The following is a 15,876-nucleotide window of genomic DNA, read 5'->3' as shown; positions in this document are numbered from 1 at the left end:
CCTGAGAAGAAGGACGTAGCTCAATGCGCTTGAAAGACAAGGTCATCGCCATCACCGGATCCGGTTCGGGTCTGGGCCGCGAATCGGCGCTGCTGTTCGCGGCCGAGGGCGCGACGCTGGTGGTCAGCGACGTGGTACCCGGCCGGGCCCAGGCCGTGGCCAAGGAGATCGTCGAGAACGGAGGCACCGCAATCGGTATCGACGCCGACGTGCGGTCGGAAGCCGACATGGACAATCTGGTGGCCACCACCGTCGATCATTACGGTCGCATCGACGTGATGTGGGGCAACGCCGGTGTTCCCGAACCAGGTTTCGGGATGCAGCCGCTGCACAAGTCCTCACTTGAGGACTGGAACAACATCTTCGCGGTCAACACCACCGGCATCTATCTGGCCTGGCGTGCCGCGGCCCGCTGGATGATCGATAACAAGCGCCCCGGCACGCTGCTGGGTACCTCGTCGGCGGCATCGTTCACCGCCTACCCCGGTTTCCCGATGTACACCGCATCGAAGGCCGCGGTCAACGGTCTGGTGCGTGCGGCGTCGCTGGAATTCGGCAAGTTCGGCATTCGCGCCAACGCGATCTGCCCCACGCACGGTATGTCGGTGAACTTCGCCCTGCCGCCCGAGGCCGAGGTGCTGGGTAAGTCGTACGAGGAGATGGCGCCGTGGAATCCGGACAACCGGGCCATGCCGCTGCGCGTGGACACCCCGCCGGTGATCCGCGATAACGCTTATCTCGCACTGTTTTTGGTCTCCGACGAGTCGCGGTACACCTCCGGACAGTCGATCGCGTCGGCGGACGGCGGCCAGTTCGCCCGCACGTCCATCGTGTTCCCCACCGACACCGGTGAGAGCGACGACATCACCTCCGGCGCGATCCCGGACGAGCTCCGCAACGAGATCGAAAGGTAGGCAATGGATACCGTCACACGTTTCGATCCGCGTATCTCCGGGCTCTCGCAGCAGGTCAAGGACCTGCACGACCCGCAGCTTGTCTACATGGCCAAAGCACGTGATGTGCGTGCCGAATACATCGACGGCGCACTGCATCTCTATCGGCACGAGGACATCCTCGCGGTCAACAAGAACCCCGATGTTCTCGGAAACGGCGGTCGCGGAGGGAGTTTCGGACACGACGGCAGGCTTATTCCGCTGGAGATCGACGGCCCCGACCATCGCAAGTGGCGCCGCGTTCTCGACCCGATGTTCTCGCCCAAGCGGGTGGGCCTCATGGAGGAGCAGATCCGCGAACTGGCGCGGGGAATCCTCGAAGGCGTCCGCGCGGACGGCGGAGGCGACCTGAACGATCTGCTGTGTACTCCGCTGCCGTGCCAGACATTCCTGAGCCTGGTGGGTGCACCCCTGGAGGATCTGGAATTCTTCCTGGAATTCAAGGAAGGCATTATCCATCCCAAGGGGGAGACCACCGAGGAGATCGACGCCAACATGGCGGTGGCCGGCGGCAAACTCCTCGAATACTTCGATACCTTCCTCAAGGAAAAGCGCACTCGCCTCGACGAATACGACGACGTGATCGCCAACCTGATGCGCGCAGAGTTCGACGGCGAACCGATCAACGAGTTCGACCTGATCAATGTGCTCTTCCTGCTGTTGTTCGCCGGTTTGGACACGGTCACCGCGTCGCTCTCGTGCATTCTCGCCTGGTTCGGCAAGAATCCTGATCGGCGGGCCGAACTCGTCACCGAACCGGATCTGCTGCGGGTGGCCATCGAGGAGTTGGTGAGGTTCGAGTCTCCCGTACCTTCGGGAATGCGGTATCCGCAGACCGACATCGACCTCGGCGACGGTCTGATCGTGCCGGCCGACACACAGGTGAACGCCTTCTGGGCCGCGGCCAACGTCGACCCGACCTATCACGCCGATCCGCTCCGCGTCGACTTTCATCGTGAGAAGCTCAGCCACATGGCGTTCGCCAGCGGCATCCACAGGTGCATCGGGTCGCACCTGGCCAGGCTGGAACTGAAGGTGGCGGTGGGGGAGACATTGCGGATATTGCCCGAGTACGACCTTGACCTGTCGGCGCTCACCTACGACAACGTCGCCGTTCGGACCGCGACGAGTATTCCGGTATCGGTGTAACGGGGAAGGATGTGCCCGATATGAGAGCCAAGCTGATCCCCGACAGGTGCGTCGGGCATGCGCAGTGCTTCGCGGTGAACGAGGACCTGTTTCCCATCGATGACGACGGCTACTCTACCTTCGGTGATCGGGAGATCGGTCCGGGGGACGAGGCGCCCATCCGGCAGGGTGTCAGTGCCTGCCCGGAGCAGGCGCTGGTGATCGTCGAGTGATGTTTTCCGCCCTGAGTTGTCCGTCCACGCAGTGACCCCGAGACCCCTACCAGCCGACCCCGCCGGCCCAGCGGCATGTGAATGAACGAAGAGGTTTGATCCGGTGCATCTAGATTTCGTCGACGAGATCGAGCAATTCGTGACAATGATCGCGAACCTGCTCATCCCCCGTCCGCTGCCGTGACGACGCACACGAAGCCAAGTCAGGCGCGGGCCGCCGTCGCGGCGATCGGCGGGCTGTTCGAGCTCAGCTTCGATACGCTTCGGGCGTTGGGGCGCAGGCCCTTTCACTGGCGAGAGGCGCTGGGTCAGGCATGGTTCCTGGTGACGGTGGCGTTCGTGCCGACCCTGCTGGTGGCGCTGCCGTTCACCGTGCTGGTGATCTTCACGCTCAACATCCTGCTGGTGGAGTTCGGCGCCGCCGACCTCTCGGGCGCCGGCGCCGCACTAGGCTCGGTCACCCAGATCGGCCCGCTCGTGACGGTGCTGATCGTGGCCGGTGCCGGTGCCACCGCGATCTGCGCCGACCTCGGTGCCCGCACCATCCGCGAGGAGATCGACGCGATGCGGGTGCTGGGCATCGACCCGGTGCATCGGCTGGTGGTGCCGCGAGTGGTCGCCTCCTGTCTGGTGGCGCTGCTGCTCAACGGCATGGTGGTGGCCATCGGCCTGGTCGGTGGTTTCTATTTCTCGGTGTACGTGCAGAATGTGACCCCGGGCGCCTACGTGTCGAGCCTGACGCTGGTCACCGGGTTGCCCGAAGTGATCCTGTCCGAGGTGAAGGCGGGGTTGTTCGGATTGATCGCCGCATTGGTGGCTTCCTACCGGGGTCTGACCGTGAGCGGCGGTCCCAAAGGTGTGGGTACCGCGGTCAACGAGACGGTCGTGTACGCATTCGTGGCGTTGTTCGCCGTCAATGTCGTGCTGACAGCGGTCGGGGTGAAGGTGACCGCAGGGTGAGAAGGAGCAGTAAATGACCTCGATATCGGTGTTGAACGCCCGATACCCGCGGGCGGCCAAGACACTGGGCAAACCGGTGAGCGGCGTCCGGTCGGTGGGCCACCAGGCCATCTTCTATCGCGACGCGGTGTTCCAGATTCCGCACGCGATGCTCCGATACCGCAAGGATGCGATCCGGCTGATCGCCGAGATCGGTATGGGCACAGGGGCCCTCGCCGTGATCGGCGGCACCGTCGTGATCGTCGGATTCATGACGTTCTCGGCGGGCACTCTCCTGGCCATTCAGGGTTTCGCCTCACTCGGCGACATCGGGGTCGAGGCGCTCACCGGATTCTTCGCCGCTTACATCAATGTGCGGATCGCGGCACCAGTCACCGCCGGTATCGCGCTGGCCGCAACGATCGGCGCCGGATCGACGGCCCAGCTCGGTGCGATGCGGATCGCCGAGGAGGTCGACGCGCTCGAAGTGATGGCGATTCGGTCGATGTCGTATCTGGTGTCGACGCGGATGGTGGCCGGGGTGATCGCGATCATCCCGCTGTACACGATCGCGGTGCTCATGTCGTTCCTGGCGTCGCGGACCTACACGATCTTCATCAACGGGCAGTCGGCCGGTGTCTACGACCACTACTTCGCCACTTTCCTGCGGCCCGCCGACCTGATCTGGTCGTTCATGCAGGCCGTCACGATGGGCATCGTCGTGATGGGAATCCACTGCTACCACGGGTACATGGCCACGGGCGGACCCGCGGGCGTCGGCGAGGCCGTCGGTCGTGCGGTCCGGTCGTCGCTGGTGGCGGTGGTGGTGGTGTGCCTGCTGGTGTCCCTGGCCGTGTACGGCACGTCCGGCAACTTCAACCTGGCGGGATGACCGGTGGCGCAGGAACGTTCCCATCGCAGTGAACCCCACTACTTCGTGGCCGGGCTGGTCATGATCACCGTCCTGGTGGTGGGTGCGCTGGTGTCGCTGTACTCCTTCCGCGGCGGATTCGACAAGACCCGATCGCTCGTCGTCGAATCGGACCGCGCCGGGCTGGTGATGGCGCCCGGCGCCAAGGTCAAGATGCACGGGGTCACCATCGGTTCGGTGTCCAAGGTCAGCACCGACGGTGACACCGCATCGCTGACCCTCGACATCGACGACAAGAGCTTCGCCGAGATCCCCGCCGGCACAAAGGCACAGATCAAGGCATCCACCGCATTCGGCGCCAAATATGTTGCGCTGTTGCCGGAAGGACGAGGCACGATCTCCTCCGGTGCCACCATCGAGTCGGTGAATGTCGCCACGGAGGTCAACACTCTGTTCGAGAATCTGCTCGGCGTGATGCAGGCCGTCGACCCGGCCAAACTGAACGCCACGCTCGGTGCCGTCGCCGGGGGTCTGCGCGAGCGCGGCGGCGAACTCGGCGAGACCATCAGCTATTCCGACGCGGTGCTGCGCGGCATCAATCCGCTGTGGCGGCAGATCGAGCGCGACACCACTCTCACCACCAAGGTCACCGATGTCTACAACTCCGCCGCCGGCGATCTCCTCGATCTCCTCGACAACGCCACCGTGACCGCGACGACGGTGCGCGACAACGAGCACAACCTCGACGGACTGCTCACCTCGGCGATCGGTCTGGGCAATTCGGGCACAAACCTGCTGCGCGCGAGCGGATCCCGGTTCGTCAATGCCTCCCGATTGCTGGTGCCCACCACTGAACTGCTGGCCAAGTATTCGCCCGAGTTCAAGTGTGTCGCCGATCAGGCCACCTACAACCTCGACTACGGCATGGGCCGGTTCGGTGGCAAGAACAACGGCTATTCGCTCGATCTCGATGTCGCACTCCTGCTGGGCGACAACGCCTACCGGTATCCGGACAATCTGCCCAAGGTGAATGCCAAGGGCGGGCCCAAGGGTTCGCCCGGCTGCTACTCGCAGATGACGCGGACCAACTATCCGGCGCCGTATCTGGTGATGGACACCGGTGCCAGCACCGCCTACGCCACCGAATTGAAGGCCGGCACACCGGCATTCATCCAGTACATGGTCGGCCAGATCACATCCGGGGGTGGCCGGTGAGCGTTCGCGGTGTGGCAATCAAATTCGGGATCTTCGCCGTCGTGATGGTCGTGATCCTGGCGATGCTGGTGGTGGTGTTCGGACAGTTCCGCTTCGGCGACGAAACCGGATTCCGCGCCGAATTCAGCTCCGCGTCGGGGTTGAAGAAGGGCGAGAAGGTCCGGGTCGCCGGCGTCGACGCGGGCCGGGTCACCGGCGTGAAGGTGGTCGACGACGAGCGGGCGCTGGTGTCGTTCACCATCGACTCGGCGGTCCGTGTGAACGGCGGCAGCCGGGCAACGATCAAGTACCAGAACCTGATCGGCGATCGTTACCTGGAGATCTCCGACGGACCCGGAGACCCGCACGAATTGCGTTCTGGCGCAACGATCCCGCGGGATCGGACCAGTCCGGCGCTCGACCTCGACGCCCTCATCGGCGGTTTCCGGCCACTGCTCAAGGCGATCGACCCGCAGGACGTGAACGGCATCTCGCAGGCGCTGATCGAGGTCTTCCAGGGTCAGGGCTCGTCGGTGGGTCGGGTACTGCGCCAGATCGGGCAGGCCACCGAACGGCTCGCCGACGAGGATCAGCTCATCGGTTCGGTGATCGAGAACCTCAACGGCGTCCTGAGCACCGTCAGAAAGCAGAACGATGCCTTCGATCAGGGTGTGGATTCCTTGCAGCAGTTGATCAGTGGGCTCGGTGCCCAGTCCGACCGCATCGCGCAATCGGTGGCGAGCATGTCGCGAGCCAGCCGGTCGGTGGCGAGCCTGCTCGATCAGAGCCGGCCGGCCATCGCCGAGGACGTCACCCAGGTCCGCCGTTTCTCGGAGGCCGTCAACGGTAACTCCGGCTACGTCGACAGGCTGCTCGGTGAACTGCCGCAAAGCTATCGCGCGCTGAGCCGGCTCGGACTTTACGGCGCCTTCTTCACCTTCTATCTCTGCGATGCCACGTTGAAAGTCAACGGGCCGAAAGGCGACCCGGTGTATATCGACATCATCGGCCAGCGGGCGGGCCGGTGCGCGCCGCTATGAGAAACGTCAATGCGGGCAACATTTCCCGTCGCTCCGCTCGCCCCGGTTCGCGTACCTTCCGCACGGGCCTGATCGGAATGCTGCTGACCGCCATGGTGGTGGCCTCGGCCCAGTTCTACGACAAGGTTCCGTTGCTCGGCGCACACCGCACCTATGCCGGAATGTTCGGCGACACAGGCGGACTCAAGGTCGGAGACGACGTGGCCGTCGCGGGAGTCAAGGTCGGTCAGGTGGAGAAGATCGCCATCGACGGACCCGCCGTCAAGATCACCTTCCACGCCGACGGGGTCAAGGTCAGGGAACTGTCGCGGCTGTCGATCAAGACGCGCACCGTGCTCGGCACCAAATACCTGGACGTGCAATCGCGGGGGTCGCGGATTCTGGGCGCCGACGAGGTGGTTCCGCTCGACCGCACCGACACCCCATACCTGCTCACCGACGCCCTCGGTGACCTGACGCTCACGTCGAAGAACCTGGAGAAGAAGGATCTCGCCTCGGCGATCGACGTCCTCAGCGACACCCTCGACAAGACCGCGCCCAACCTGGGGACCGCCCTCGACGGGGTGTCCCGGTTCTCGGGCACCATCGCCTCGCGCGACGAGCTGATCCGCGGCCTGCTCGACAACGCCGAATCGGTCACGTCGGTGCTCTCCGACCGCAGCACGCAGATCAATCGCATGCTGCTCGACGGCGGCGCGTTGTTCTCCGCACTCGCCGCACGCCGCGACGACGTCGACACCCTGCTCACGGGTATCACCGCCGTCACCCGGCAGATCTCGGCGCTCATCGACGAGAACGACGCACAGCTGGGCCCCGCGCTCACCGAACTCAACCGCGTGGCCGAACTCCTCGACAAGCACCGCAAGGACCTGCAGGCCTCGCTCAAACCGCTGCAGCAGTACGCCACCTCGCTCGGTGAGTCGGTGGCCTCGGGACCGTTCTTCAACGCGTACGTGATGAATCTGCTGCCCGGGCAATTCCTGCAGCCGTTCATCGACGCCGCCTTCAAGGAAAAGGGCATCGACATCAGCAAACTGGGCAAGACCACCTACCCGGTGACCTGCGGAGCCAACACGCCCGCCGGCACCCGCAAACGCGGTGGCACCGAGATCGCCACGGACGCAGGCTGTCCGACTGGCCAGCGCCGCACCGGAGGTGGCTAGCGATGGGAATCCTCGCCGACTACCGCGCCGACGTCGCCGGCTTCGTCTCGGGTATCAGCAGGCGCACCGCCGTCGTCGCCGCGTTGCTCGTGGTGGCGTGTGTCGCCGGAATCATCGGATGGAAGTTCTACACCAAGGCGACGTCCACCCAGGTCACCGCCTACTTCGAGAACACCAACGGCCTGTACGCCGGTGACGACGTGAAACTGATGGGCGTCACCGTCGGCAAGATCGGTTCGATCTCCGCCGACGGCGACAAGATGAAGGTCGTTTTCCGTATTCAGGATCAGAAGGTCCCGGCCGGTGCGCAGGCGGTCATCATGTCGCCGACGCTGGTGTCCTCGCGCTTCATTCAGCTCACGCCCGGTTACAGCGGCGGACCCACCCTCGCCGACGGTGCGGTCATCCCCATCGACCGCACCGCCGTTCCGGTGGAATGGGACGATTTCCGCGATCAGCTCGAATCCCTGAGCACCGCAATCGGTACCGGCGCCGACGGTGCCCGCGGACCGCTCGGCGACTTCATCTCCTCGGCCGCGAGCACTCTCGACGGCAAGGGCACCGATATCAACCGCACCCTCACCGAACTGTCGAAGGCGGCACAGACTCTCGGGGACGGTCGGTCCGACATGTTCGCCACCATCCGCAATCTGAAGGTGTTCGCGAGCGCGCTCTCACTCAGCGGCGACCAGATGGCCCAGTTCAACCGCGATCTGGCGTCGGTGACCTCGGTGCTGACCACCACCGACGACGAACTGTCCACCGCGGTGACCAGCGTGGATGCGGTGCTCGACCAGGTGACCAGGTTCGTCGGCGACAACCGCGACAAACTCGCCACGTCGGTGTCGAGGCTGGCGAGCGTCACCACCGCCCTGAAACAGAGCCAACCCGATATCGAACAGCTGCTGCACGTGGGACCCAACGCATTCGCCAACTTCTACAACATCTATCAGCCCGCCCAGGGCACCCTGACCGGCGCGCTGTCGGTGACCCAGTTCCAGAATCCGATCCAATTCATCTGCGGCGCCATCCAATCGGCGTCCGGAGAGGGCGCGATGGAATCGGCGCGGCGCTGTGCGCAATACCTGGGGCCGGTACTTAACAGCGTGGCCTTCAACTATCCGCCGGTAGGCACCAACGCCATTCAGAGCGTGCAGATGCGCCCAGAACAGATCGACTACAGTCAGCCGGATCTGAAACCCGGCTCAGGACAGAAGAATACGTCGATGCCCGGTGTGTTCACCTCGGCGACAAGCGCATCCGGTGATTCCGGACGCAAGATGGTGCGCCGTGGTTCGGGCCTGGCCGGCCTGATGCGGCTGCCGGGGACGGGAGGCCGGTGATGACCAGATTCCTCAAGGCCGCGATCACCGCGCTGGCCGTGCTGTTGCTCAGCTCGTGCTCGGGCTGGACCGGACCCAACTCGGTTGGTCTGCCCGGCACCAAGGGCGATGACAAGGGTTCGTACCACGTGCGCATCCAGATGCCCAATATCAATGGCATCGAACAGAACTCGCAGGTCCTCGTCAACGACGTCAACGTCGGCACCGTCACCGGCATCGAATTGCAGGGCTGGCACGCACTGGTGACCATCCGCCTCGGCGGCGACGTGAAGCTCCCGGCCAACACCACCGCCACCGTCGCGCAGACCAGCCTGCTCGGCACCCTGCACATCGCCCTCGATGAACCCCTCGGCGAACCGGCGAAAGGTCAACTGCGCGATGGTGATCTGATCCCGCTGCAGCGGGCCGGCGGCTATCCCACCACCGAGCAGACCCTCGCCTCGGTGTCCACCGTCCTCAACGGCGGCGGGCTGGCCCAGTTGCAGGAGATCAACCAGCAGATCAACGCCGCCCTCGACGGGCACACCGCCGATGCACGGTCGCTGATCACCCAGCTCGACGTCTTCTCCCGATCGCTGAATTCGCAGCGCGACAACCTCGTCGCGGCCATGCGCGGCATCGACGACCTGGCGACCACCATCAACGACCGCTCGGGAACCGTTGACGCGGCGCTGGCGAAGATTCCACCGGCACTCGACGTGCTCGCCCGCGACCGGGAGAACCTGCGCACCGCGATCACCTCGCTCGGCGAATTCGCCTCGCTCGCCGACTCGGTGGTGCGGCGCAGCTCGCAATCGCTGCAGGCCAACCTCGAAGCGGTGGCACCCAGCCTGCACGAGCTCGCCAATGCCGGACCGAATCTCACCCGATCGCTCGGACTGCTCGCCACTTTCCCGTGGCCGCAGGCCGGTATCAAGCAGTTCATCCGCGGAGATGGCGGAAACCTCAGTGCCACCATCGATCTCACGCTCGGCCGAGCAGACAACTCCTACCTGCAGATGACCTCTGCCGATGGTGATCTCACCGCACTGGAGACGTTGCTCGGGCGCACCATCGGCCGCCAGCCCACCCCGGCCACCAAGAACCCGCTGACCGCACCGATCCTGCGCGGAGGTGTCCGATGACCCGGCTCATCCGCTGGCAATTGCTGATCTTCTCCGTCGTCACGGTGGTGGGCATCAGCGTGATGGCGATGTCGTTCCTGCGGGTGCCCGACAAGTTCGGCATCGGTCGGTATCAGGTGTCGGTGGATCTGCCCGAGACCGGCGGGCTGTACGCGTCGTCGAACGTCACCTACCGCGGGTCGACGATCGGGCGGGTCACCGCGGTGGAGGTCACCGAGACCGGCGCGCGCGCCACCCTCGACCTCGACTCAGATGTCAAGGTGCCCAAGGACAGCCATGCCGACGTGCACAGCCGCTCGGCCATCGGCGAGCAGTACCTCGACCTGGTGCCGCCGAACCTGCGCGGCCCGTACCTGCGCGACGGCGACGTGATCGCCGAGCAGCAGACGTCCATCCCGCAGGATGTGGGTCCGCTCATCGAATCGGTCAACAAGACGCTGCAGGACATTCCGCGCGATCAGCTGAGCAACCTGCTCGACGAGTCATACGACGCGTTCTCCGGTGCCGACCCGGCGATGCGCGCCCTGCTCGACTCGGTGCACGGGTTGTCCAAGGATGCCAAGGGCAACCTGGTGCCCATAACCACGCTCATCAAGGACATCGAACCGCTGCTGAACTCGCAGGCGGTGACCAGCGACTCGATCCGCAAGTGGGCTGCCAACCTGAAGACCCTGTCGGTGCAGACCGCCCGGACCGACGAGAAGGTCGGCAACATCCTGGCCCGTGGTGCTCCCGCGATGGGGCAGGTCAACGCGCTGTTCCAGCAGATGCAGCCGACGCTGCCGATCCTGCTGGCCAACCTGGTGAGCCTGGGCAAGGTGGGCGTCACCTACAACCCGAGCCTCGAACAGATCCTCGTCGTCCTGCCGCAGGGTGTGGCGGCGCTGGCCACCATCGCAGTGCCCAACATGGACGGCACCGATCGCGGCTTCCTGTCGTTCAATACCAGCACCCTCAACTCGTCACCACCGTGCACCACCGGCTTCCTGCCCGCATCGGAGCGCCGCGACGGCTCGGCCGTGGACTCACCGCCCCGCACCGACGAGGACCTGTACTGCGCCGTCCCGCAGAACTCACAGATCGCCGTCCGTGGTGCCCGTAACCTGCCATGCATGGACAAACCCGGAAAGCGGGCGCCGACGGTCACCATGTGCAAGAGCGACGAGCAATATCACCCGCTCGGCAACAATCCGTGGATCGGCAATCCCACTCCCACGACGGACAATCCGCAGCTGAACGCCGAGATCGCCCCGTCGTCGTCGAAGTCGGACGCGAAAGTATCTGTGGCACCCTATGATCCGGGCACCGGCCGGGTGCGGACCCGTGACGGAACCACATTCACCCAATCCGATCTGCGGGCGGGCACGACCGGAAAGGATACGACGTGGCAGACGATGCTGACGCCGGCGGCGTGACCGGTCCGGACGTGCCGGACGACGATCCGGTGAAGGCCGCCCGCGCCCGTGCCGAACGCGCTCGCAGGGCCGCCGACGCCGCCGCCAAAGCCGCTTCCGCCGCGGAGGAGGCCGCACTCGAGGCCGAACGTGCGTTCACCGATGACGACCCGGATGCCGGGGAATCATCCACGGCTGCAACGAAGGCCGATGATCTCGAGCTATCCGGACCGGGTCAGGGCACCACCGATGTGTCGGCGGTCGTCGATCTGGACAAGAAGCCGACCGAGGACGATTCCGTCGAGAGTGATCCGGTCGATCATGAACCGGTCGGCGCGAGCAAACCCTCGCGGGCCGTGCTCATCGTGGGCGCGGTCGCGGCAATGCTGCTGATCGCCGGGGTCGTCGTGAACGTGCTGCTGTATCTCGATCATCGCGACCACACCGACGCGCAGGACCGGCGCGACCGGTACGTCGAGGTCGCCAAGCAGACGGTCATCAACATGACCTCCCTCGACCACGAGCACGCCCAGCGGGATGTGGACCGGGTATTGGCCAGTGCCACGGGCGAGTTCCGCACCGACTTCGAGAAGCGCGGAGCCGCGTTCACCGAGGTGATCCAGAAGTCCAAGGTGGCTACCAAGGGACAGGTGGCGCTGGCCGGGGTGGAGAAGGAGAACTCGAACGGTTCGCTGGTGGTGATGATCGCAAGCAACTCGCAGGTGTCGAATGCGGCCGGCGCCCAGAACGAGGACCGGGCGTGGCGGTTGCGGGTCACCGTCGTCGACGTCGACGGTATCCCCAAGGTGTCGAAGGTGGAGTTCGTGCCATGACCGGTACTACCGCGAGAATCCGTAAGCCTCGTCTATCAAAACCCCAGATCTCAATACCACAGGGCACCAAGCGAATAGCGCTCGCTGTTGTTGCTGTGCTGATCGTGGCGCTCTTCGCCGGCGCCGCCTATCAGTACTGGAACAATGTGCGCCCCGCACAACAGGCCGACACCACCCGGTCCGAGGTGGGGAATGTGGCCGCCAAAGGTTCGGTCGCCATCTTGTCTTACAAACACGGCTCGGTCGATTCCGATGTGGCCAAGGCGCAGAAGCTGCTCACCGGTGAATTCGCCGACTACTACAAAGAATTCACCGGCAAGGTGGTGATACCGGCGGCGAAGGAGAAGTCGGTGGACACCCAGGCCAGTGTCGTGGGCACCGCCGTGTCGACCGCCTCCGGAGATCGGGCCGTGGTGCTGGTGTTCATCAACCAATCCACTGTCACCGCGGACAACGCGACGCCCACGCTCACCGCGAGCAGCGTCCGCGTCGAACTGGCCAAGGTCGGCGGGGATTGGCGGATCGCGAAATTCGATCCGGTGTGAGCCCGCGATGACCATTGCCGTCGAGCACCTGCCCGAACCGGGCGCCCCGGCGTGGCCCGGATACTCCTATCTGCCGCGCTCCGGTGACCCGGGATCCGAAGATGCTCCGGCACAGACGATTCCGGAGCAATTGGCGCGGGTCGTGGCCCGCACCCCCGACCACGACGCGATCCGGTGGGTGGATTCCGATGGCATTGTCCGAGCGGTCCGCTGGCGTGAGCTCGACGACCGGTCCTGGCGCGTCGCCGTGGGCATCGCCCGGCTGGTGCCCGCCGGTGCCCGGGTAGGCATCCTGGGTGAGGACCGGACGGCGTGGATCGTCGCGGCGTTCGCGATCGCCCGGGCCGGGTGCGTGGTGGTGCCGATACCGGCCGGTCCGGTCTCGTCGATCACCGCGCGCTGTAGACAGGTCGATCTCGATCTGCTTGTGGTGCCCGATGATTCCCGGTACGCCACGCTCGACCACCTCGCCTGTGCGCGGGTGGCGACCGCCGGCGTCCTCGGCGAGGGCGACCCGCACGGCCCGCAGGTGCCGATCGACCCGGGCGACCCTTTCCTCTACCAGTTCACCTCCGGAACCACCGGAACCCCGAAGGTGGCGGTGCTGTCCCATCGCGCGGTGCTCGGATCGGCCCATGAGTACGTGCGCGGGGCCGGCGCCCGCGATGGTGACGCGCTGTTCAATCCGCTGCCCCTCGACCACGTCGGGGGGTCGGTCGCCGGTCTGATCGGCGCACTCACTCTCGGCGGGACCTACGTTGCGGTCGGCCGATTCGATCCGGCTACCGTCGCCGCGGTCATCGCCCGCACGGCGCCGTCGATCGTCGGACTCGTGCCCACGATGATCATCGACATGCTCGACCGCGGCAACGCCCGGCCCGCCGATTTCGCGTCGGTGGTGTCGGTGGTGGGTGGCGCCACCAGAGTCGATCCCGCACTCATCGACAGGGTCGAACACGATCTGGGGATCCGGTTCCTCGTCGGCTACGGCCAGAGCGAGGCGCCGTGCCTGGCGCTGAGCGCGCTCGGCGACCCGCAACCCGAACGCACCCGCACCATCGGCCGCCCCGCACCCGGACGCGACTACTGCGTCGCGGGCGAGGGCGGCACCGTCGTCGCCGACGGCGAGATCGGTGAACTGTGCGTTCGGGGCACCACGATCATGTCGGGATATCTTGTGCGCGAGGGGGAGACGCTGCGCGTCGAATCGGCGACGGACGGACACGGCTGGCTGCGCACCGGCGATCTCGTCTCCCTGCGGCAGGGGGTGCTCACCTTCCATTCCCGGCTGCGCGAGGTGGTGATCCGTGGCGGTGAGAACCTGTATCCGGCGCAGATCGAGCAGATCCTCACCGGTTGCGCCGCTGTCGGGGAGGTGTCGGTGTTCGGGGTGCCCGACGAGCGTCTCGGTGAACGCCTGGTGGCCGCTGTCCGGCCGGCCTGCGGTGACTCCGACCTCCGGGCGATAGAAGATTTTGCCGCAGAACATCTTCCGCGGGCGATGCGACCGGCGCAATGGTTCGTGGTGGACGATTTTCCGCGTACCGGGACGGGCAAGATCCGTAAGAACGATTTGGCGGCAAGATTTCACTGACGCCGCCGCAACCGGGTGGCGGTGAGTTCTTTGTGCCGCAGCGGCGGCGCATTCGACGAAAGGAATGTGACATGAGGGATGCGGTAATCGTGGCGGTGGCGCGTACACCGATCGGCAAGCGGGGCGGAGGGCTGTCGGGGGTGCATGCGGTCGACCTGTCGGCGCAGGTACTCAACGGTCTCGTCGGCCGCGCCGGGATCGACCCGGCACTCGTCGACGACGTGCACTGGGGCAACGTGATCAGCCTCGGCGAACAGTCCGGCAACATCGGCCGGATGGCCGTGCTCGGCGCGGGCTGGCCCGAGAGCGTGCCCGGCTTCACCATCGACCGCCAGTGCGGATCGTCCCAGCAGGCCATCTCGACGGCCGCGGCCACGGTGATCTCCGGGCAGGCCGACGTGATCATCGCCGGTGGTGTGGAGATGATGTCGACGATCGGAATGGGATCGGCGAACGTAGAGAGCGCCGGCCGGATGGGCGGACCGGCCGTCGACCGCTACGCAGACGTCCTTGCCACCGAACCCGGTTTCAACGGCAAGTTCAACCAGGGTGCGGGCGCCGAACTGATCTCACGGCAGTGGAACCTGTCGCGGACGCAGCTCGACGAGTATTCGGTGCGTTCGCACGAACGGGCCACCGCCGCCCAGGACGCGGGTGCTTTCGAGGACGAAATCCTCACCGTACAAACCGAATCCGGTGAGGTGTCGGTCGACGAGGGTATCCGGCGCGGATCGACCGTCGAGAAGCTCGGCACACTCAAGGCCCCATTCCTGGCCGACGGCGTGATCACGGCCGGCAACGCCTCCCAGATCTCCGACGGCGCCGCCGCGGTCCTGATCACCACCTCCGACCATGCCGCCGCGCTGGGCCTGAGCCCGTTGGCCCGGGTGCACACCGCGGTGGTCACCGGTGACGATCCGGTGAAGATGCTGACCGGGCCGATCCCGGCCACGGCGCTGGCACTCAAGCGGTCCGGCCTGTCCATCGACGACATCGCCGCCTTCGAGGTGAACGAGGCATTCGCGCCGGTGCCGCTGGCCTGGCAGGCCGAGACCGGTGCCTCCGATGCCGCGCTCAATCCCCTCGGCGGGGCCATCGCCCTCGGACATCCGCTCGGCTGCTCCGGTGCCCGCCTGGCCACCACCCTGGTCTCACACCTGATCCGCACCGGCGGCCGTTACGGCCTGCAGACCATGTGTGAAGGCGGCGGCACCGCCAACGCCACCATCTACGAAAACCTCAGAACCGCAAGCTGATCCGCTCCGGCGGGAGGTGGTGACGTCAGGCGCACATCTCACCGGACCCTTCGTGACCTTCGCTCCTACGTCGCTTCAGCCTCAGGGATCAAGATGCGTGGCCAAGCTGTAAACCGTCGCCCATCTTGATCCCTGAGGCCGTTGCGAGGAACGAGTGAGGGCCGCGTTGGGTCCGGTGAGGTGACGGCCTGCCTTACGCCGTAGTGGTTTGTCCCATCTTGATCCCTGAGGCCGTTGCGACGTAGGAGCGAGGGTCACGAAGGGTC

At 65.6% G+C, this 15,876-nt stretch carries 15 protein-coding genes; all 15 read left to right on the top strand.

What is annotated here, in order from left to right; translation table 11 throughout:
• The first annotated feature begins 23 nt into the window (after positions 1 to 23).
• On the top strand, positions 24 to 914 hold the full coding sequence (locus tag Q0627_RS21865) for an SDR family NAD(P)-dependent oxidoreductase (RefSeq protein ID WP_291018261.1): 891 nt from the start codon (positions 24 to 26) through the stop codon (positions 912 to 914).
• 3 nt (positions 915 to 917) lie between these two features.
• The gene (locus Q0627_RS21860) at positions 918 to 2,102 is read left to right on the top strand and encodes a cytochrome P450 (RefSeq protein WP_298812844.1); all 1,185 of its coding nucleotides are present in this window, start codon (positions 918 to 920) and stop codon (positions 2,100 to 2,102) included.
• A 20-nt stretch (positions 2,103 to 2,122) separates the two neighbouring features.
• Positions 2,123 to 2,314, top strand: coding sequence for a ferredoxin (locus tag Q0627_RS21855; RefSeq protein WP_291018265.1), 192 nt, complete (start codon positions 2,123 to 2,125; stop codon positions 2,312 to 2,314).
• 180 nt (positions 2,315 to 2,494) lie between these two features.
• Positions 2,495 to 3,274: an ABC transporter permease gene (locus Q0627_RS21850; protein ID WP_291018268.1), complete on the top strand. Its 780-nt coding sequence runs from the start codon at positions 2,495 to 2,497 to the stop codon at positions 3,272 to 3,274.
• A gap of 13 nt (positions 3,275 to 3,287) precedes the next feature.
• On the top strand, positions 3,288 to 4,145 hold the full coding sequence (locus tag Q0627_RS21845; protein ID WP_291018271.1) for an ABC transporter permease: 858 nt from the start codon (positions 3,288 to 3,290) through the stop codon (positions 4,143 to 4,145).
• Between the two features lie 3 nt (positions 4,146 to 4,148).
• Positions 4,149 to 5,339 carry an MCE family protein gene (locus tag Q0627_RS21840; protein ID WP_298812836.1) on the top strand — a complete coding sequence of 397 codons (1,191 nt, stop codon included), beginning with the start codon at positions 4,149 to 4,151 and terminating at the stop codon, positions 5,337 to 5,339.
• Between the two features lie 11 nt (positions 5,340 to 5,350).
• Positions 5,351 to 6,358 (top strand): MCE family protein, encoded by a 1,008-nt coding sequence (locus tag Q0627_RS21835; RefSeq protein WP_291018276.1) that lies wholly within the window; start codon positions 5,351 to 5,353, stop codon positions 6,356 to 6,358.
• Complete coding sequence (locus Q0627_RS21830) at positions 6,355 to 7,521, top strand: MCE family protein (RefSeq protein WP_291018277.1); 1,167 nt, start codon at positions 6,355 to 6,357, stop codon at positions 7,519 to 7,521. The genes Q0627_RS21835 and Q0627_RS21830 overlap by 4 nt, the downstream gene beginning before the upstream one ends.
• Positions 7,522 to 7,523: 2 nt before the next feature.
• Entirely contained in the window at positions 7,524 to 8,864 is a 1,341-nt protein-coding gene (locus Q0627_RS21825) for an MCE family protein (RefSeq protein WP_291018278.1), read from the top strand.
• Positions 8,864 to 9,988, top strand: a complete 1,125-nt coding sequence (locus Q0627_RS21820; RefSeq protein ID WP_298812831.1) for an MCE family protein — start codon at positions 8,864 to 8,866, stop codon at positions 9,986 to 9,988. The genes Q0627_RS21825 and Q0627_RS21820 overlap by 1 nt, the downstream gene beginning before the upstream one ends.
• Positions 9,985 to 11,403: an MCE family protein gene (locus Q0627_RS21815; protein WP_298812825.1), complete on the top strand. Its 1,419-nt coding sequence runs from the start codon at positions 9,985 to 9,987 to the stop codon at positions 11,401 to 11,403. Before Q0627_RS21820 ends, Q0627_RS21815 begins: the two co-directional genes overlap by 4 nt.
• Positions 11,373 to 12,215, top strand: a complete 843-nt coding sequence (locus Q0627_RS21810) for a hypothetical protein (protein WP_298812822.1) — start codon at positions 11,373 to 11,375, stop codon at positions 12,213 to 12,215. The genes Q0627_RS21815 and Q0627_RS21810 overlap by 31 nt, the downstream gene beginning before the upstream one ends.
• A complete protein-coding gene (locus Q0627_RS21805; protein ID WP_298812819.1) occupies positions 12,212 to 12,760 on the top strand; it encodes a twin-arginine translocation pathway signal in 549 nt (182 codons plus the stop codon). The genes Q0627_RS21810 and Q0627_RS21805 overlap by 4 nt, the downstream gene beginning before the upstream one ends.
• Before the next feature lie 7 nt (positions 12,761 to 12,767).
• Positions 12,768 to 14,354, top strand: coding sequence for a class I adenylate-forming enzyme family protein (locus Q0627_RS21800; protein WP_291018290.1), 1,587 nt, complete (start codon positions 12,768 to 12,770; stop codon positions 14,352 to 14,354).
• A gap of 71 nt (positions 14,355 to 14,425) precedes the next feature.
• A complete protein-coding gene (locus Q0627_RS21795) occupies positions 14,426 to 15,610 on the top strand; it encodes a thiolase family protein (protein WP_291018294.1) in 1,185 nt (394 codons plus the stop codon).
• Positions 15,611 to 15,876 lie beyond the last annotated feature (266 nt).

The sequence above is a fragment of the uncultured Gordonia sp. genome (assembly GCF_937858515.1).
Taxonomy (GTDB): domain Bacteria; phylum Actinomycetota; class Actinomycetes; order Mycobacteriales; family Mycobacteriaceae; genus Gordonia.
The sequence above is the reverse complement of the archived record's forward strand: the minus strand, read 5'-3'. Positions and strand labels throughout refer to the sequence as shown.